Below are 18,480 nucleotides of genomic sequence, written 5' to 3' on the forward strand. Positions count from 1 at the left end.
GATGGCCGAGAAAAAGGCCGAGGTCGCGGCGGCTGGCATTATCCTGCCCGAAGATATTGATGATGAAGTCTTTGTTCAGCTCTTTGGCTTGGGATCGACCAAGCCGCGCGCCGGTAAGGAAATGGAGGCGATCCGTGCCGCCAACTTCCTGACGGACAATGACGCATCGGGCAACGAATGGATCAAGTTCAACCGCGTTCCCGCCAAGCCCGGCGAAGGCCGCGCGCGCACAGGCCGTCGTCGTCGCGGGTAACTAACTGCGCACTTGCGCCGCGAGGCCGTTTAGTGCCTTGTTCAGCACCATCATATCACCACCAACGCCGAGGAAGGTCACCCCTTTCGCGGCGTATTCTTTGAAGCGGGCGTCGTCGAAGGTGATGATGCCTGCGATCTTACCTGCAGCCACAATGCGCGCGATGAGGTGATCGATCGCCTTTTCAACCTCAGGATGATCCGGCTGACCGGGGTATCCCATGTCGGCCGACAGATCGGCGGGTCCGACAAAGACACCGTCTACCCCATCTGTCGCGGCAATGTCGTCAATATTGTCAAGCGCTTGTGCGCTTTCAGCTTGCGCCAGCAAGCAGACTTCACTGTTGGCCGTGATTGGATAGTCCGCGACAGATCCAAAGCCAGTCGCGCGCGCCAGGGCAGCGCCCATGCCCCTATTGCCATCTGGCGGATAACGCATCGCGCGCGCCATCATATCTGCGGTTTCAGCATCATCAACCATCGGCACCAGAACGGTCTGACAGCCGAGATCGAGCACCTGCTTGACCATCCAGGCTTCCGCATTTGCAATTCGAACGACTGCGGGCGTGTCCGAGATTGCGAGCGCTTGAAGTTGGGGCAAAATGTCTGAGACCGTATTCGGCCCATGTTCCCCATCTATCAGACACCAATCAAAGCCCGCCTTCCCCGAAAGCTCCGCTAACACTCCTGTCCCGGAAGTCAGCCAAATCCCATGCTGAACCTGCCCCGCTTGCAGCGCTTTCTTGAGCGTATTGACCGGTGTTTGCATGGCGTTCCCCAAATTGAAAATCGCGCCGATGCGAACACATCGACGCGACAGACGCAACGCTTCGCGAAGCAATTAACGGTAGTATAGCGACTGCCCGTTATGGAATATCTGCACCTTCTCGGGTGCAGCCTGCATCCGGACGGACTTGCCGCGCAAATCAGCATGAATGCCCGGCAACTTGCCGACCACCGCGTCATTATCACCGATCTTGTCGAAGTAGAGCAATGTCACCTCACCCAAAGCCTCCGTGATGTTCACTTTGCCTTCAAAGGCGTAGTCGTCGCTGCTCGTTTCCAGCATGTCCTCTGGACGTATCCCGACGTTCACTTGCAGACCCATATCCGCATCGGTTGTCGGAACGGCCGATTTTACCATGCCACCACCCTGCAATTTAACGGTCGTCTGCTCACCCGTTCCGACGATTTCCCCGGCAAGCAGGTTCATCGACGGCGAGCCGATAAACTGTGCAACAAATTCATTCTCCGGACGTTCATAAAGCTGCAACGGCGTGCCGACCTGCGCGATGCCTTTGTTGGCCAGGACCACTATGCGCGTAGCCAGTGTCATCGCCTCAACCTGATCGTGGGTCACATAGATCATGGTGCTGTCAGGCATGGATTCCTTAAGCTGTGCTATCTCGATCCGTGTTGCGACACGCAAAGCGGCGTCGAGGTTGGAAAGCGGCTCATCAAAAAGATAAACCTTCGGGTCACGCACAATCGACCGGCCAATGGCCACGCGCTGGCGCTGGCCACCAGACAGGGCTTTGGGCAGACGATCCAGATATTCGTCAAGCTGGAGGATCTTGGCGGCGCGGTTGACGGCCTCATCAATTTCGGCGGGCGTTTTCTTGGCCAGCTTGAGCGCGAAAGACATGTTATCGCGCACGGTCATATGCGGATAAAGCGCGTAGGATTGGAACACCATCGCAATGCCACGCTGCGCGGGGGGCACATCATTCACAACTGTCCCGTCAATTTGCAACTCACCCCCGGTGATGCTTTCAAGGCCTGCAATCATCCGCAGAAGCGTTGATTTGCCGCAACCCGATGGGCCAACAAAGACGATCAATTCGCCCTTCTTGATGTCCAGATCGATGTTCTTGAGAACTTCAACCTTGCCACCATATGTCTTGGCGACGTCCGTTAGTATCAGATCAGCCATGTTTCACTCACTCCCTAAATTTATGACTTGAGCGCGAGGCAAACCTGCCAAGGACCAAGGTGCAGTCTCCCGTCTGCGGATGTCTGTGCGCTGCCCAACTCGGCCCCGATCGGGGTCCAGTTGCCGTTGGGCAGATCGAAATCGGATGGTGTTTCGCTGACGTTGAAAGCGCAAAAGATCGTCTGCGTGCCCGACGTGCGCGTAAAATAAACCACGTCGCCTTTGGATCGCACGCCGTCATGGGCGCCTTTGGCCAAAGCCTCATGCGTGTGCCGGAAGGAAATCGCCTTGCGGTAATGATGCAGCAACGCGCCCGGTTCTTCTTCTTGCGTCGCAGCCGACATATGCAAATGCTCCGAGGACACAGGCAACCATGGCTGCGCCGCCGAGAACCCGCCATTTTGATTGCTCTCCTCCCAAACCATCGGCGTGCGGCATCCGTCGCGGCCTTTGAACTCTGGCCAGAATTCGATGCCGTAAGGGTCTTGCAGATCTTCAAAGGCAACGTCTGCCTCTGGCAGGCCCAGCTCTTCGCCCTGATAAAGACAGACCGAACCGCGCAGGCACATAATCATCGTTGCAAACATGCGCTGTGCGGCGGGCGTCAGATCCCAACGTGTGGTGTGACGCATCACGTCATGGTTGGAAAACGCCCAACATGCCCAACCGTCCGCGGCCACCTCATCGACCCGCGTCATCACTTCGGTGATACGCGCTGCCGTTGGTTGATCTTTTGCAAGAAACTCGAACGCATAGCACATCTGCATCAGATCATCGCCAGCGGTATATTCGCCCATGATCTCAAGCCCGAGCTGGGCATCGCCCACCTCGCCCACTGCCGCCGCACCATAAGGTTCCATCACGGCGCGCAGCTTGCGCAGGAATTCAAGGTTCTCTGGCTGGTTCTTGGAATAGAGATGCTCTTGGTGGTTATAGGGGTTCACCGATGGCGCAATCGTCGCGTTGCGCTTTTCGGGCGGCAAAGCGGGATTGTCGCGCAGCTGTGCATCATGGGTGTAGAAATTGATTGTGTCCAAACGGAAGCCATCACAGCCGCGGTTCAACCAAAAACGCGCGACGTCCAAAAGCGCCTCTTGGACCTTTGGTTCGTGAAAGTTCAGGTCCGGTTGGGACACAAGGAAATTGTGCATATAGTACTGCTCACGCCGCGCATCCCACTGCCACCCAGAGCCGCCAAAGATTGACAGCCAGTTGTTGGGCGGTGTGCCATCGGGCTTGGGATCGGACCACACATACCAGTTGGATTTGTCATTCGTCCGGTTGCTCCGGCTTTCAGCAAACCACGTATGTTGGTCGCTTGTGTGGCTCAGCACCAGATCGATCATCACGCGGATGCCGAGCTTATGGGCCGTCTCAACCACCGCATCAAAATCCGCCAGTGATCCGAACATCGGATCAACGTCGCAATAGTCGCTGACGTCGTAGCCGAAGTCTTTCATCGGCGACATGAAGAAAGGCGAAATCCAGATCGCATCCACCCCGAGCGAGGCGATATAAGGCAGGCGCTGCACAATCCCCAAAAGGTCGCCAATGCCGTCGCCATTGCTGTCCTGGAAACTGCGGGGGTAGATCTGATAGATCACCGCACCACGCCACCAATCTTTGTCAATCGCCATTTCCGGTTGAGAGGCAAGCGCCATCGTCATCGTCGTCATTCCTGTCATAACGCAAGATTGCGTGTGTGGTTGATGTGACCCCGGACAAATCCGGGGCCCGTTTGTCTACTTGACCGAACCTGCCAACAGGCCGCGGACGAGGTATTTCTGCATCGCAAAGAACACCCCAAGCGGCACCGCAATCGACACAAATGCAGAGGTCGCAAGGATTTCCCAGTCACCGCCACGTGTTCCCAACAGCTCAACAATCTGCTTGGTCATCACGGTTGTCTGGCCCGATGCATCGATCAAGAAAACCAGTGCCACCAGCAAGTCATTCCATGTCCACAAGAACTGGAAGATCGCGAATGACGCGAGTGCCGGGAAAGACAGCGGCAGGATGATCTTGGTGAAGATCTGGAAATCCGACGCGCCATCAACCTTCGCGTTCTCGATAATATCGCGCGGCAAACCGACCATATAGTTGCGCAAGAGATAAATCGCGAGTGGTAAACCAAAGCCAGTATGCGCGAGCCAGACACCCAGGTACCCTTTCCCGATGCCGATGGCATTATGAAGCGATAACAACGGGATCAGCGCCAATTGCAGCGGAACCACCAACAATCCCACGACCGCAGCAACCAGCAAGGCCCGCCCCGGAAAATCCATCCATGCCAGTGCATAGGCCGCAAAAGCCGCGATCAGGATCGGGATGATTGTCGCCGGGATCACCACCGTCAGCGTATTGAAGAACGCTTTGGCCATGCCTTCGGAGTTATCCTCATCAAAGAGCACGAAACTGTAGTTGTCCAAGGTGAAATCCGGCGGCGTCGTCACCTCAAGGAACACCCGTTGCGCGCGTCCGCTGATCTGGTCGTCATTCCCCTCCCAGACGTAGGATCCATCCGCTTCAATTAGGAATGTCTCTCCATCGCCCAGATCGTTTACCTCACCGGGTTGAAAGGCCCCAAGGTTGCGGCTTGATGTTGCCCAGGCGAGGAACTCGCCTTCAAACGGGTCTTCGCCAAAAAGATTGCCTTCGACCATGAAGCGCCCGTTGCCCAGATCGACCCGAAAATCATCAGGGTCAGCGGCGCGGATTTGCAACGTCTGCTCAGCCGGAAACAGTGATGACCACCAACCAGAGGCCGTAATCTGATCGCCCGTGCGGAACGACGACACAAACAATCCCAAGGTCGGGAACAGCCAAAGTGCGACCAACAACACAACAGAGATGTTCAATGCCCATACGACGATGGGCTTTCTTCCTGCAACAGAATCCATCAGCGCATCTCCTTACGGACGTTGTAGACATTCCAGACAAGGATCGGCGTCACCATCAGCATGATAATCATCGCAGATGCGGACCCCATGCCCCAATCGTTGGCACGGAAGAGCTTGTCATACATGTAATTGGCCAGAACCTGCGTTTCCCATTGCCCGTTGGTCATTGCGAAAACGATGTCAAAGACCTTGAGGGTCGCTATCGTGATCGTCGTCCAGACCACAACGATCGTGGACATGATCTGCGGGATTTTGATCTTGAAGAAGATCTGGAACGGGTTGGCCCCGTCAATCACTGCCGCCTCCACGGTTTCTTCTGGGATACCGCGCAAAGCAGCAGAGAGGATCACCATCGCAAACCCGGTCTGAATCCAGATCAGCACCGCCATCAGGAAGAAGTTGTTCCAAAACGGAATTTGCAACCATTGCTGCGGCTCGGCGCCACCAAACGTCAGGTAAAGATGGTTGAGAATACCGATCTGTGCCACGTCCTCTGGACGGGCCTCATAGATCAGCTTAAAGATCACGGCCGCACCCACGAATGAAATCGCCATCGGCATAAAGATAATTGATTTCGCGATGTTTCCCCAGCGCAGCCGGTCGGTCAGCTGGGCAGCCAAAAGGCCAAAACCGGTGGCCGCCGCAGGCACAACAACAAGCCAAAGCACGTTGTTACGCAAAGCTTCCATAAACTTCGGCTCGGCGAACATCTTGGTATAGTTTTCCATGCCGACGAAAGCATATTCATTGCCTGGCAGACGCTCCAGAAAGCTCAGGCGCAGCGTGGCGACGACCGGATAGGCCAGATAAACGCCAAGCGCCAGGATCGCCGGAAACAGAAATATCCAGGGGCGGATAATATTCGCCCGGTTGATATTGCGGCCAGCATTGGGGCCCGTCGGCTTGTAGAGAACCTTATCAAGAAAAAGGTTCGCCCCGTAGAAGTAGCCAACACAGCCACCTACCCCGATAAAAATCGTCAGTAATCCCTGAAGTGCCGGATGCATAGCTACCTCCCCGTCGCAATGCTTCAATTAAGGCCGCAGTTGGACCTTGGGTGGATGCGGACGGAATAAACCGTCCACATCAATCGCTTAAGCCTCCTAAAAAAGGCTTGTGCTCACTTCAGCGCGTCCCAGCTTTCCTGGATGGAATTGGCGACATCCCCAGCGGATGCACCGCCAACATAGTCAACCATGCCTGTCCAGAAGGTACCCGCACCAATCGCACCTGGCATCAGGTCAGACCCGTCAAAGCGGAACGTGGTGGAGTTCAGCAGGATTTCGCCCTGACCGCGCAGAGTAGCATCTGCATACGCGTCGAGGTTCACGCCGGAGTGCGGTGTCAGGAACCCTGTTTGTGCCATCATGACTTCATGCGCGAGCGGCTGCTGGAGAAACTCCATGAAGGCCATTGTCGCGTCGGAAGCTTCAGTGACAGCCATCAACGTACCACCACCCAGAACCGGGTTGCCCAGATCTTCGCTTGCGAAGGAAGGGAAGTAGAAGAAGTCTGCGTCTTCACCGATCACAACATCCTCAGGCATGAATGCAGGGATGAAGGACGCTTGCTTGTGCAAGTAGCACTGCGCCGGCGAGGTAAACAGACCTGCTGGACTGTCACGGAAGTCGGTGGACCCGACCGCTGCGGCACCACCGGCAACCATATCGTCATTCTTGGCAAACATGCCGAATGTTTCGATGGCGTTGATGACCTTTGGATCGTTGAACGGCAGATCATTCGCGACCCAAGCGTCATAGTCCGCAGGCGACTGTGTGCGCAGCATGATGTCTTCGACCCAGTCGGTTGCTGGCCAGCCTGTTGCTGGACCGGAACCCAGACCGATGCACCAAGGTGTCTCTCCGTCGGCGATCATCTGCTCGGACAGTGCGATCAGATCTTCCATTGTCTCTGGTACATCATAGCCGGCGTCTTCGAAATTTTCCGGCACATACCAGACGAGCGACTTGACGTTCACGTTATAGAAGAAGCCGTAGAACTGATCGTCGCCGTTTGCATCGGCATAAGTGCCCAGATCAACCCAAGACTGGCCCGCGGCGTAGTTTTCACCAACCCAGGACGCCATTTCAGCGCCCAATGGGTCCAGAAGACCCTGGGATGCCATGGATGACGCAAGACCAGGCTGCGGAAACACCGCGATGTTTGGCGGGCTGCCAGCTTCGGCGTCGATCACGATCTGCTGCTCAAAACCGTCAGAACCTGTGTAGGTCACATTGGCGCCCGTGGCATCCGTGAAATACGCGATCATGGACCGGAAAATATCATCTTCCGGCGATAGCCATGGACCAAAGACCGTGACGTCCTGTCCAGAGAGGTCCGGCGCATTCGCCGCCCACTCAGCATAGCTGTCCCAGCTGAAGTCACCTTCGCCGGGTGTGAACACAAGATGACCACCGGCCTGAACAGACCCGGCCGTCAGTGCAACCGCTGCCGCTGAGGCATACAGTTTCATTTTCATTGAATTTCCTCCCAATCGCATCGCAGAGATGCGTTTCTTCCTGAACACGTTGCCGTGCCTCGACTATAACCATGGCGCGCTATGGAATCATCCCCAAAGCGCTTTGGATTTCTACACAATCAGGCAACACGCGCGATCTGTCAACAGAGCAATGTTAGCGCTAAAAATTTGCTTGGAATTTCAGGAAATCATGGTACTCAGAAGTCCACCCACCGTTATTTATCGCCTTCATGAGGGCTTTGGATGCCATTTGAAAGCGCTTTAAAATATTGACGTCACTATGAATCTTAAAGAACTTTCCAGAAATCTGGGGCTGAGCCAAACCACTGTGAGCCGCGCGCTCAACGGCTACCCGGAAGTCAGCGCCAGCACGCGTCAGCGGGTCGAAGACGCCGCCCGCGCCTATAATTATACACCCAGCACACGGGCCAAAAGTCTCGCCACGGGCAAAGCTCTCGCAATTGGCCACGTGATCCCTGTCTCGAACAAACATGAGATGGTGAACCCCATTTTCGGCGACTTCATTGCAGGTGCAGGCGAAACCTACGCCAAGAACGGGTATGAGATGATCCTGTCCATCGTCGCCGATGCAGATGAACAGAAAGTCTATGAAAGCCTCAAGGCGCGGCGGTCTGTTGACGGTGTCGTGGTGCACGGCCCCCGCATGGAAGACCCGCGCATTCCATTTCTGCATAAAATCGGGCTGCCGTTCGTGGTGCATGGTCGCGCATCCGGCTGTCGGCTGCCCTACGCGTGGCTGGACGTAAATAACCGGTCCGCTTTTCAACGTGCGACGGATTTCCTCTTTGATCTTGGGCATGAACGGATTGCCTTGATTAATGGGCTGGAGGATATGGACTTTGCCCACAGGCGACGGGACGGGTATTGCAGCGCACTGCAGAGCCACGACTGTGTTATCGACACTGCGCTCATGCGCTCTGGTGAAATGACAGAGGTTTTCGGCTATTATTGCACACGTGACATGCTGTCTGGCGATCATCCACCGACCGCAATCTTGTGTTCGTCCCTCATCAGCGCACTGGGCGTGCGACGGGCCATCGAAGAACGCGGGTTGGTGATGGGCAAGGATGTTTCTGTCGTGACCCATGATGACGCGCTGTCTTACCTGCAAAATGGCGGCGATGTCCCCATTTTCACTGCAACACGGTCATCCGTGCGCGACGCGGGCCGTCAATTGGCAGAAATGTTGCTGGCCACAATTGCCGACCCGATGCTGCCCACGCCCTACCGCCTGCTGGAAGCTGAACTGATGGTGGGCTCTTCGACCGGTCCCGCGCCCAGAAAGGATTAAGATGGATTTCAAACGCTCTGATTTCCCAGATGATTTCATCTTTGGGGCCGCAACCGCTGCTTACCAGATCGAAGGGCATAAATTTGGCGGCGCCGGATCCACGCATTGGGACACCTTTGCCGCAGGTCCGGGCAATGTCGTGCGGGCCGAAAATGGCGATCTGGCGTGCGATCACTATCATCGCTACGCCGAGGATCTGGATCTGCTCAAAGACGCAGGAATGGATGCCTACCGCTTTTCGACCTCTTGGGCGCGCGTTATGCCTGATGGCCGGACGGTTAACCCGGAGGGGCTGGATTATTATGACCGGTTGGTGGACGCGATGCTGGAGCGGGACTTGATGCCGTTTCAAACGCTCTATCACTGGGAATTACCCTCTGCTTTGGCCGATAAGGGTGGCTGGATGAACCGCGACACCTGCCATCACTTTGGCGATTTTGCGGATGTCATCACCGATCGGATCGGAGACCGCGTAGCGTCAATTGCCACGATCAACGAGCCTTGGTGCATTTCGTTCCTGTCGCATTTCATCGGTCATCATGCGCCCGGTCTACGCGATCTGCGCGCGACGGCCCGGGCAATGCATCACGTCAATCTCGCGCACGGCCTGGCAACGACGCGCCTGCGCGCGAAAGGGGTGAATAATTGCGGGATCGTAATAAACTTCGACGACACCGAACCCCATGATGACAGCGTGGGCTCTGATACGGCATATGCGAGCTGGGACGCCATTATGAACCGGTGGTTTATCGAGGCAATCACCAAAGGCACTTATCCCAAAGAGGCCCTTGCCGGATTGGCGCCACACATGCCGGAAAACTGGCAAGACGATATGGCAGAGATCAGCCAACCAATTGATTTTCTGGGAATAAACTACTACACGCGCCGCATGGCCGCTGCTGACCACGATACGGTTTGGCCGCATATCCGCTCTGAAGAGGGGCCCGGTGAGAAGACCCAAATGGGATGGGAAATCTACCCGGACGGGCTCCGGAATGTTCTGACGCGCATGGCGCGGGATTACGTTGATGATCTGCCGATCTACGTCACAGAAAACGGTATGGCTTGGGACGATAAGGTAAAAGACGGCACAGTCGATGACGCGGTGCGCCTCCAATTTGTCTCCGATCATGTGAACGCAACCAAGCAAGCCATAGCTCAGGGCGCGAATGTCAAAGGCTTCTTCTACTGGTCATTGCTTGACAATTATGAATGGGCCTTTGGATATGAAAAGCGTTTCGGCATGGTCCACGTCGATTTTGATACCTTGAAGCGCACGCCCAAAGCGTCATATCACGCGTTCAAATCCGCAATCGCGCGTTAGGGGCATTATGGCACATCCTGCAAATACCTATTCCTTGGTCGCCGACATTGGCGGGACCAACACGCGTGTGGCGCTGGCGGACGGACGTCAAATCATCACGGGGACAATCCGGCGCTACAGCAATGCCAAATTTGCGGGGCTTGAGACAGTGCTGCGCAAGTATATTGAAGATGAAGATGGCGTTGATCCGATTGCCGCCTGCGTGGCCGTCGCGGGCCCTGTGCGCGATGGGCAGGCAACCATGACCAACCTCGACTGGACCATCGACAGAGAGACGCTGATGCGTGCAACTAGCGCAGAAACAGTGTCAATTCTCAATGACTTGCAGGCACAAGGTCATGCCCTCGGCCATATTGACACCGCCAACATCCGCACGATTGTTGATGGGCCTGCCGGCCACGACAATGCCGCGAAACTTGTTGTCGGCATCGGCACAGGTTTCAACATAGCACCGGTTTTTGACCTTGAGTCCGGTCGCATTGTCACCCCTTCCGAAAGCGGCCATGCAAATCTGCCAATCCGCAATGAGATGGAGCTGCGTCTTTGTCAGTTTGTATCGACTGCACATGGGTTTCCTGCGGTCGAGGATGTCCTGTCCGGTCGCGGCATCGAGCGTGTTTATGCGTTTTTGGGAAAGGAAGCCGATGATCCCAAAGAACGCAGCGCAAAGGACATCATGGCCGCCTGCAACGACGGAAGTGATCCACGTGCCGTTGAGGCAGCAAAGCTTTTCAGCGGAATCCTGGGGACTGTTTGCGGCAATCTGTCACTGATCCAACTGCCTTTTGGTGGGGTCTATCTGGTTGGTGGTGTGGCGCGGGCCTTCGCGCCGCATCTGACGGCATTCGGCTTTGCCGACGCCTTCCGCGACAAGGGCCGGTTTGCAGGGTTCATGGGCAATTTTGCAGTACATGTGATCGAAGATGATTACGCCGCACTCACGGGATCTGCGGCGCATTTGATGGCGCTCAGCGGACAGAATTGAACTCGTTAACGGACACCATCTGTTTTTGGACAGTCTGCGTCAGATCGGTGAGAGAGAACGGCTTTGGCAAGAAGACCGCATCCGCGATCTCTTCCTCGCCATCGTCAAAGGCATCCTCTGGGTAGCCGGAGACAAAGATGACTTTCGTTGTTGGCCGCTGATGTAACGCGCGCCGCACCCATGTGGGCCCGTCAAGTCCTGGCATGATAACGTCGGTGACAAAAACATCGACCGACAATTCATCATCGGAAAGCAACTCCAAAGCCGCCTCCGCACAATCCGCTTCAAGCACCGTATAGCCCTTCAAGCGTAATGCACGGGACGCAAAGGCCCGTACCGGCGCTTCGTCTTCCACCAAAAGAACAACACCGTCGCCCTGCACCCGAACCGGTTCAGGCATCGGTGTTTTCTTTGGCAAAACCGCAAGTTTTGTCGGCGTAAAGCTCGGGAAATAAAGCGAGAATGTTGTCCCTTTTCCCAACTCGCTATCTGCAAAGATATAGCCGCCGGTTTGCTTCACGATGCCATAGGCGGTCGAAAGCCCCAACCCGGTTCCTTCACCTTGTCGTTTGGTTGAATAGAAAGGCTCAAAGACTTTGTTCAAATTGTCCGCGGCAATCCCTTGGCCCTCATCCACCACGCTGACAACCACATAATCACCCGGTGCAATCACTGCACGCTCCCTGTGCAATTCCCGGGACAGGGTCACATTGCGGGTCACAACACGGATCTGTCCCGCACCCTGCATCGCATCACGGGCGTTGACGACAAGGTTCATCAAAACCTGCTCCAATTGCCGTTTGTCAGCGCGGATCGACATCAGGCTTGCACCATGTTCCAGCGTCAGCGTTACTTTCTCGCCCACCAGCCGGTTCAGTAGATGGGTCAAATCAGAGAGCGTATCGCGCAGGTCGATGGTTTCAAGCTGCAGGTTTTGTTTGCGCGAGAACGCCAGCAGCTGGCCGACAAGACTGGCCGCACGATTGGCGTTCTGGTGAATTTGGATCAAATCGCCATAGTCCAGATCACCCTCATCATGGCGCAACAACAAAAGATCGCAATGCCCTGAAATTGCCGTCAGAAGATTATTGAAGTCATGCGCCACGCCGCCGGCCAACTGACCAATCGCCTGCATCTTCTGGCTTTGTACAAACTGCGCTTCCAGCGTTTTCAGCTCGGTCACGTCGTTCAGCACAGCTATCAGATGCATGTCATGCGCTGTACCCGCCCTGCTAAGCGTAACTTGCACAAATGTGCCCTCATTTTCGCCCTTGCCGCGCAAAAACTCCGAAACATTTCCACCGCGACCGGTGATCGCTTCCGCTAACCAGTCGTTGATTGGGCGTCCGGGGCCGTCCAGCACATCGGCCAATTTACGGGCTTCGCTGGAATGAATGCCTAGCAGATGGCGTGCTTCACGGTTCGAGGCGAGCAGCCTTCCGTCAGTCGCAATGTCCAGCATCGGAACAGGCAAATCCTCAATCGCGTCCCAGCCAGCAGCTAGCTGGGGTGCGCGTGACATATGCTCGGCACCAGGCAGAAAGAACACCTCTGTCCCACCGTCACGACCCGGCGCCTCTACCACGATGGATTTAATGAAGCCGCCTAATGCATTAATTTTATGAACTTTTCCAGACCTCAAAGGGAGGTCCCCGACAATATCGGTGAGTGCCTGCGGCCCTTCGCCCACAATGGCGCGCATCGCGGTATTCATCGCGATCACATGACCATTTGCAGCAATCTGTGCGCGTGGCAGGTCCGGTTTTTGCGGTTGCGGGGAATTGGCCGCGGCCCCGTCGTTCAGATCATCGAGCCGCCGGATTTGACAATCAAACCCGAGCACCAATACCCGTAACCGGAAATGACCGTTACGCGTGACAATATCTTCGGCCCCTGCCCCGTCGGAATGGGCCTGCTTTAGCAGACTCTGCAAAATCGTGTCGGGATTGGCGAGCATATCATCAAATACATCCGCCAGGTTCTGCCCCACAACATCGTGAAACTTCGCCTCAGCGCGGGCATTGGCAAATGCAACCTGCATCCATCCATCGGTCACAAAGCCTGCACCCATCTCATGGCGCATGAAATGCCGGGCCCAAAGCTGCTGCCGTTTGGCAACCAGTGACTGCCGTGCATGATGCGCCATAGCGACCACACCAAGCAGGATCAACAAGCCACCGCACATCACGAAGCCCAGCCAAAGCGCCGCGTTCGGCATTGCAAAGCTCACCAGAATGCAGAAAACACCTGCAATCATGATATGACGCGCAGGCGGCAGCTTCGATGCCACCGAGGACGGGTGCGTGATGGCAGGGCGTAGAGCGGGCAATTGACCACCTAATGACTATGCAAAGGGGTAAATCACCAAACGATTAAGCAACCCTTGAACATCATCTAGCACACCCCATTACACAATTATAGGTTGTTTTTTTCTCGCATCAATATTGCATAGTAGAAGCCATCTCCCTGCCCATCCGGTAAAATCTGTTTGGACAGTGATACGCGCCAATCATCATTTATTGCGATAAAACGCCCGATGGCGGCGTCATTTTCGCTTTCCAGCACAGAACAAGTCGCATAGACGAGAACTCCATCCGCCGCGACCAGTGGCGCTGCACCCTCCAGCACTGCATCCTGAGATTGTGTCAAATCCGCCAGTCTTTCAGCCGTCAGGCGCCATTTTGCATCCGGCGCGCGTCGCCATGTGCCAGCACCACTACAGGGTGCATCACAAAAGACCACATCAAACGGGCCGTGCTGCGCCAACGCCTTGGTGGTGAGTGTCGTGATTTGAACGCCGGCGCGCGTCGCCCGGACCGGCAAATCCCGCATCCTGCGCGGGTCGATATCATGAGCAAAGACCGTGACATGTCCACGATCTGCAAACCCCAAAGACTTGCCGCCACCACCAGCGCAATAATCAAGAATACGCGCGTCGCGCGACAGAGGCACAGCAGCAATGGCAGACTGCGATGCGGCATCTTGCAGTTCCACCAAGCCTTCCAGATAGGCACGCGCAGCTTTTACCTTGCGGGGGTTGTCGGTCACCCGCAAACACCCCGCGACATTTGCATGGCGTTCCGTCGTGATCCCATCTTCGGCAAGTGAAGCAATCGCCGTATCCGCATCCGCCTTGCCGCGGTTCACCCGCAAGAATATCTCTGCCCGCCCTTGTTGCGCCTGTGCAACGGCGACGGCGTCATCGCGCAGACTTTCGTGCCAATGCGGCCAAAGCCAATCAGGAATATCGCAGCTTGCCGCCTCTTCCAGCGCCAAAGGTACACTCAGCGCAGCCCTTTCAGAGGCCGTCATCGCCGCAGGTGCATGGCCTATGCCGACAAACAAATCGTCCAGAACCCAACCTTCACGCAGCCCCAAACGCAGCATCAATGACCGCCCGTCGCCATCCCCCAATGATCGGCGGGCACGCAGCACGTCGAAAACATGGTCGCGCACTGCTGCACGGTCTTTCGAACCCGCAAACCGGCTGGCCCGCGCCCAGCCGGTCAGGGCCTTCTCGGCGGGCGTGCCGCGCCCGATCTGATCGAGAACCGCAATCGCGGCAGAGACGCGTGCGCCCGGGGTCATCGCCTAGCCGATCCGGTAGTTGGGGCTTTCGCGCGTGATCTGAACGTCATGCACATGGCTTTCCTTCAGCCCGGCTCCGGTAATTTTGACGAAATTGCAGTTCTTGCGCATCTCATCAATTGTGGCGCAGCCGGTGTAGCCCATTGCGGCGCGTAGACCGCCAACCAATTGATGCACAACAGCGCTCGCCGAGCCCTTGTAAGGGACCTGTCCTTCGATGCCCTCGGGCACCAATTTGTCGCTGGCCGCATCTTTTTGAAAGTACCTGTCAGCAGAGCCACGCGCCATCGCACCAAGGCTGCCCATGCCGCGATAGGATTTAAAGGAACGACCTTGATAAAGGATCACTTCACCGGGGCTTTCATCGGTGCCCGCAATCATCGAGCCGACCATTGCGCAGGAAGCACCAGCGGCAATCGCCTTGGCAAAATCCCCTGAAAACTTGATGCCGCCATCCGCAATTACAGGCACGTCGCCGGCGCCCGCTGCGCAATCCATAATCGCGGTCAGTTGCGGCACACCGACACCAGCAACCATCCGTGTCGTACAAATGGAACCGGGGCCAATGCCGACTTTCACCGCATCCGCACCCGCGCCAATCAGCGCCTTGGCAGCTTCGCTTGTCGCAATATTGCCCGCAACAATCTGGACTTGATTGGACAGCATCTTGGCCCGCTCAACAGCTTTCGCCACACCCTCAGAATGCCCGTGTGCCGTATCAATCACGACCATATCAACGCCCGCATCCACCAAAGCCTGCGTGCGCTCAAAACCCGCATCACCCACGCCGGAAGCGGCAGCAACGCGCAAACGCCCCAGATCATCCTTGCAGGCCATCGGGTTCAACACAGCCTGCTCACTGTCCTTGAGGGTCAGAAGCCCCGTTAATTTACCACCCCTGTCGGTAATCAAGAGCTTCTCGATCCGGCGGGCCTGCATCAACGAACGGGCCTCATCGAGATCGGCAGGTTCTTGCAGCATTGCCAGATTGTCAGTTGTCATCATCACGCTGACGGGGGCGCTGTCATCTTGGGCAAAGCGCATATCGCGGTTGGTGACGATACCAACAACGCGGCCACCTTCGCCCACAACCGGAAAGCCGGTGATGCGATAGCGCTCCATCAATGCCTTGGCATCTGCCAATGTCTGGTCCGGGCGCAGGGTAACGGGGTTATAAACCGTGCCAGAGACAAAGCGCTTCACGCGGCGGATTTCCTTGGCTTGCAGTTCCACGTTGAGGTTCTTATGCACCACACCGATGCCGCCGGCCTGCGCCATGGCAATCGCCATGCGGCCTTCGGTGACGGTGTCCATTGCACTCGACAGCAACGGGATATTCATCGTGATCGATTTGGTCACAAGGGTTGCCGTGTCAGCCGTTGATGGCAACACGGAGGACGCCCCCGGCACCAACAGAACATCATCAAAAGTGAGTGCCTCGCGAATCTCCATCAACCAGTCTCCTTGGGTGGTATCGTTGGCACGTCGCTATCGCATGGATCAGGCAGGACGGAAAGGGTTAAGTGATGCTGGCAAGGTCGGGGCAGAAGTGATCCGGCGCGATTGCGGATCATCGCGCGGTCTTTGCGTCACAAAATGTCGAATTTGGCAGAGTTTTCGCGCTGGGTGGCGATCTAGAAACGTATAACACAATCCTCGCATAAGGGTGTTAAGATGAAAGCCGCGATCCTGCATCAATTCAACGGTCCCGTATCGGTGGAAAACGCCCCGGATCCCATCTGCCCCAAGAACGGGGTTGTGGTCCGTGTTGTGGCCTGCGGTGTGTGCCGTTCCGATCATCACGCCTGGGTCGGCGCCGACCCTGATGTGATCTTGCCGCATGTGATGGGACATGAATTTGCGGGCATCGTCGCGCAGGTCGGCCCCGAATGCACGGGCATTGCAAGGGGCGACAGGGTGACAGCCCCTTTCATCCTTGGTTGCGGCCACTGTCCGGATTGTCAATCGGGCCAACCAACCGTTTGCACCAACCAACGGGTGATCGGCTTCACCCAATGGGGGGCATTTGCCGAATATGTTGCTGTGCAGGCGGCAGATTTCAATCTGGTCAAACTGCCTGACACCGTGAGTTTCGCTGCGGCAGCAGGTATGGGGTGCCGGGTGACGACGGCATGGCGGGGCCTGACCGACCGCGCTAGACTAAGGCCGGGCGAATGGGTCGCGGTGCATGGCTGCGGCGGCGTCGGGCTGTCCGCGATCATGCTGGCCAAAGCACTGGGCGCGCGCGTAGTGGCAGTAGATGTTTCCAAGGAGGCGCTGGCGATGGCCAGGACCTCTGGTGCAGAGATCACGATCAACGCGGGCCAAGTGTCGCGCGTGCCGGACGCTGTGCATGATATCACCGATGGCGGCGCCCATGTGTCGATCGATGCTTTGGGAATTGCCGCAACCTTTGACAATTCGCTGCGGTCTTTACGCAAGCTGGGGCGCCACGTGCAAATCGGTATGCCGGTGGGCGAGGACGCCACAGTTCCCCTGCCCTTGCTTGACTTGGTCTACGCAAGACAGCTTTCGGTTTTCGGGATGCGCGGATTGGGGGCCGCGGGTTTTACCCAGCTTCTTGATCTGATCGAAAGCGGCGCAGTGGACCTTGATGCGCTGGTCACAGAGCAATTACCGCTCTCACAGGTCGGGGCGGCTCTGGCCCGAATGGACGGCAGACAACCGGCAGGGATCACAATCATCAGCAGCTTTGGCGCGTGAACCGTTTGCGCAGCTAGCAAACCACTTCAACCGATGCCGCTGCGCATATTGATTATGACGGATATGAGCCTTTCCTTAAGCACCCAAAAAGATACATTCGCCGGAACAGTATAAAGGTGCGCGACATGTCCTCGGAACCATTGGTCATTTTCACCCCCTCCGGCAAACGGGGCAACTTTCCGGTTGGCACGCCTGTTCTGACAGCGGCACGGCAATTGGGCGTTGATCTCGATAGCGTTTGCGGTGGTCGCGGGATCTGTTCAAAATGCCAGATAACGCCGTCTTACGGTGAGTTCTCCAAACATGGCGTCACCGTCGCCGATACCGCCCTGTCTGCATGGAACAGTGTAGAACAACGTTATGACGACAAACGCGGTCTGAAAAAAGGGCGCCGTCTGGGGTGTCAGGCCACGATCCAAAGCGACGTGGTCATCGATGTGCCCGCCGAAAGCCAGGTCCACAAGCAGGTCGTGCGCAAACGGGCTGAGGCGCGCGACATCATCATGGACCCCTCTACCAAGCTTTACTATGTCGAAGTGGCCGAGCCTGACATGCACGACCCCTCAGGTGATCTGGAACGCCTCACGGCCGCCCTGACCAACGACTGGAACCTCCCGCATCTTGAGGCAGACCTCGGCGTGTTGAAAACGCTGCAGAGCGCCCTGCGCAAAGGCGATTGGAAGGTCACTGTCGCGGTCCATTCGGGCGATGCGGTCTTTAGCCCGCGCATCATTCACATCTGGCCGGGGTTTTATGAGGGTACCATCTACGGGCTTGCCGTCGATCTTGGCTCAACCACCATTGCCGCGCATCTGTGTGACTTGCAAACCGGCGACGTTGTCGCCTCATCAGGCATCATGAACCCGCAGATCCGCTTTGGCGAAGACCTGATGAGCCGAGTCAGTTACGGGATGATGAATCCCACAGGCTCTGATGAAATGACCGTTGCGGTGCGCGAAGGGATGAATGCGCTCTTCGTGCAA

The 18,480-nt window shown here is 56.5% G+C and carries 14 protein-coding genes and 1 pseudogene; 6 read left to right on the forward strand and 9 right to left on the reverse strand.

Annotated features, from left to right (window positions below; genetic code table 11):
• Positions 1 to 253: pseudogene (locus tag ACFDSS_RS07375) on the forward strand (methyltetrahydrofolate cobalamin methyltransferase); the annotation flags it as partial.
• Here ACFDSS_RS07375 and ACFDSS_RS07380 read toward each other — a convergent pair.
• The 6 genes from ACFDSS_RS07380 to ACFDSS_RS07405 form a co-directional block, all read right to left on the reverse strand.
• Complete coding sequence (locus ACFDSS_RS07380) at positions 254 to 1,021, reverse strand: HpcH/HpaI aldolase/citrate lyase family protein (protein WP_375255121.1); 768 nt, start codon at positions 1,019 to 1,021, stop codon at positions 254 to 256.
• Positions 1,022 to 1,093: 72 nt separating this feature from the next.
• On the reverse strand, positions 1,094 to 2,185 hold the full coding sequence (locus ACFDSS_RS07385; RefSeq protein ID WP_375255122.1) for an ABC transporter ATP-binding protein: 1,092 nt from the start codon (positions 2,183 to 2,185) through the stop codon (positions 1,094 to 1,096).
• A gap of 20 nt (positions 2,186 to 2,205) precedes the next feature.
• Positions 2,206 to 3,822 (reverse strand): alpha-glucosidase, encoded by a 1,617-nt coding sequence (locus ACFDSS_RS07390; protein WP_375255133.1) that lies wholly within the window; start codon positions 3,820 to 3,822, stop codon positions 2,206 to 2,208.
• 105 nt (positions 3,823 to 3,927) lie between these two features.
• Positions 3,928 to 5,085, reverse strand: a complete 1,158-nt coding sequence (locus ACFDSS_RS07395) for a carbohydrate ABC transporter permease (protein ID WP_375255123.1) — start codon at positions 5,083 to 5,085, stop codon at positions 3,928 to 3,930.
• Complete coding sequence (locus ACFDSS_RS07400) at positions 5,085 to 6,092, reverse strand: carbohydrate ABC transporter permease (RefSeq protein WP_375255124.1); 1,008 nt, start codon at positions 6,090 to 6,092, stop codon at positions 5,085 to 5,087. Before ACFDSS_RS07400 ends, ACFDSS_RS07395 begins: the two co-directional genes overlap by 1 nt.
• Before the next feature lie 113 nt (positions 6,093 to 6,205).
• Positions 6,206 to 7,564, reverse strand: a complete 1,359-nt coding sequence (locus ACFDSS_RS07405) for an ABC transporter substrate-binding protein (protein ID WP_375255125.1) — start codon at positions 7,562 to 7,564, stop codon at positions 6,206 to 6,208.
• A gap of 280 nt (positions 7,565 to 7,844) precedes the next feature.
• On the opposite strand from ACFDSS_RS07405, the gene ACFDSS_RS07410 reads away from it, so the two are divergent.
• The 3 genes from ACFDSS_RS07410 to ACFDSS_RS07420 are packed head-to-tail and all read left to right on the forward strand — an operon-like array spanning position 7,845 to position 11,185.
• Complete coding sequence (locus ACFDSS_RS07410; protein ID WP_375255126.1) at positions 7,845 to 8,876, forward strand: substrate-binding domain-containing protein; 1,032 nt, start codon at positions 7,845 to 7,847, stop codon at positions 8,874 to 8,876.
• A gap of 1 nt (position 8,877) precedes the next feature.
• The gene (locus ACFDSS_RS07415) at positions 8,878 to 10,200 is read left to right on the forward strand and encodes a GH1 family beta-glucosidase (RefSeq protein WP_375255127.1); all 1,323 of its coding nucleotides are present in this window, start codon (positions 8,878 to 8,880) and stop codon (positions 10,198 to 10,200) included.
• A gap of 7 nt (positions 10,201 to 10,207) precedes the next feature.
• Positions 10,208 to 11,185: a glucokinase gene (locus ACFDSS_RS07420; RefSeq protein ID WP_375255128.1), complete on the forward strand. Its 978-nt coding sequence runs from the start codon at positions 10,208 to 10,210 to the stop codon at positions 11,183 to 11,185.
• On the opposite strand, the gene ACFDSS_RS07425 is transcribed toward ACFDSS_RS07420, so the two are convergent.
• The 3 genes from ACFDSS_RS07425 to guaB form a co-directional block, all read right to left on the reverse strand.
• Positions 11,169 to 13,442 carry an ATP-binding protein gene (locus ACFDSS_RS07425; protein ID WP_375255134.1) on the reverse strand — a complete coding sequence of 758 codons (2,274 nt, stop codon included), beginning with the start codon at positions 13,440 to 13,442 and terminating at the stop codon, positions 11,169 to 11,171. The two genes, ACFDSS_RS07420 and ACFDSS_RS07425, sit on opposite strands and share 17 nt — an antisense overlap.
• 158 nt (positions 13,443 to 13,600) lie before the next feature.
• The gene (locus tag ACFDSS_RS07430) at positions 13,601 to 14,773 is read right to left on the reverse strand and encodes an RsmB/NOP family class I SAM-dependent RNA methyltransferase (protein WP_375255129.1); all 1,173 of its coding nucleotides are present in this window, start codon (positions 14,771 to 14,773) and stop codon (positions 13,601 to 13,603) included.
• Positions 14,774 to 14,776: 3 nt separating this feature from the next.
• Positions 14,777 to 16,225, reverse strand: a complete 1,449-nt coding sequence (gene guaB, locus ACFDSS_RS07435; protein WP_375255130.1) for an IMP dehydrogenase — start codon at positions 16,223 to 16,225, stop codon at positions 14,777 to 14,779.
• Between the two features lie 222 nt (positions 16,226 to 16,447).
• On the opposite strand from guaB, the gene ACFDSS_RS07440 reads away from it, so the two are divergent.
• Together ACFDSS_RS07440 and ACFDSS_RS07445 are read left to right on the forward strand one after the other, a co-directional pair.
• Positions 16,448 to 17,497 carry a zinc-binding dehydrogenase gene (locus tag ACFDSS_RS07440; RefSeq protein ID WP_375255131.1) on the forward strand — a complete coding sequence of 350 codons (1,050 nt, stop codon included), beginning with the start codon at positions 16,448 to 16,450 and terminating at the stop codon, positions 17,495 to 17,497.
• A 125-nt stretch (positions 17,498 to 17,622) separates the two neighbouring features.
• The coding region (locus ACFDSS_RS07445) for a 2Fe-2S iron-sulfur cluster-binding protein (protein WP_375255132.1) at positions 17,623 to 18,480 on the forward strand (858 nt) is incomplete at its 3' end.

Origin of the sequence: Yoonia sp., from assembly GCF_042093035.1 — a bacterium.
Classification (GTDB): Bacteria; Pseudomonadota; Alphaproteobacteria; order Rhodobacterales; family Rhodobacteraceae; genus Yoonia.

Coding starts and splice junctions, on each gene's coding strand:
- ACFDSS_RS07385 (WP_375255122.1), bottom strand. CDS start 2,185: ATGGCTGATCTGATACTAACGGACGTCGCCAAGACATATGGTGGCAAG.
- ACFDSS_RS07440 (WP_375255131.1), top strand. CDS start 16,448: ATGAAAGCCGCGATCCTGCATCAATTCAACGGTCCCGTATCGGTGGAA.
- ACFDSS_RS07390 (WP_375255133.1), bottom strand. CDS start 3,822: ATGGCGATTGACAAAGATTGGTGGCGTGGTGCGGTGATCTATCAGATC.
- ACFDSS_RS07415 (WP_375255127.1), top strand. CDS start 8,878: ATGGATTTCAAACGCTCTGATTTCCCAGATGATTTCATCTTTGGGGCC.
- ACFDSS_RS07395 (WP_375255123.1), bottom strand. CDS start 5,085: ATGGATTCTGTTGCAGGAAGAAAGCCCATCGTCGTATGGGCATTGAAC.
- ACFDSS_RS07405 (WP_375255125.1), bottom strand. CDS start 7,564: ATGAAAATGAAACTGTATGCCTCAGCGGCAGCGGTTGCACTGACGGCC.
- ACFDSS_RS07425 (WP_375255134.1), bottom strand. CDS start 13,442: ATGATTGCAGGTGTTTTCTGCATTCTGGTGAGCTTTGCAATGCCGAAC.
- guaB (WP_375255130.1), bottom strand. CDS start 16,225: ATGGAGATTCGCGAGGCACTCACTTTTGATGATGTTCTGTTGGTGCCG.
- ACFDSS_RS07420 (WP_375255128.1), top strand. CDS start 10,208: ATGGCACATCCTGCAAATACCTATTCCTTGGTCGCCGACATTGGCGGG.
- ACFDSS_RS07410 (WP_375255126.1), top strand. CDS start 7,845: ATGAATCTTAAAGAACTTTCCAGAAATCTGGGGCTGAGCCAAACCACT.
- ACFDSS_RS07430 (WP_375255129.1), bottom strand. CDS start 14,773: ATGACCCCGGGCGCACGCGTCTCTGCCGCGATTGCGGTTCTCGATCAG.
- ACFDSS_RS07380 (WP_375255121.1), bottom strand. CDS start 1,021: ATGCAAACACCGGTCAATACGCTCAAGAAAGCGCTGCAAGCGGGGCAG.
- ACFDSS_RS07400 (WP_375255124.1), bottom strand. CDS start 6,092: ATGCATCCGGCACTTCAGGGATTACTGACGATTTTTATCGGGGTAGGT.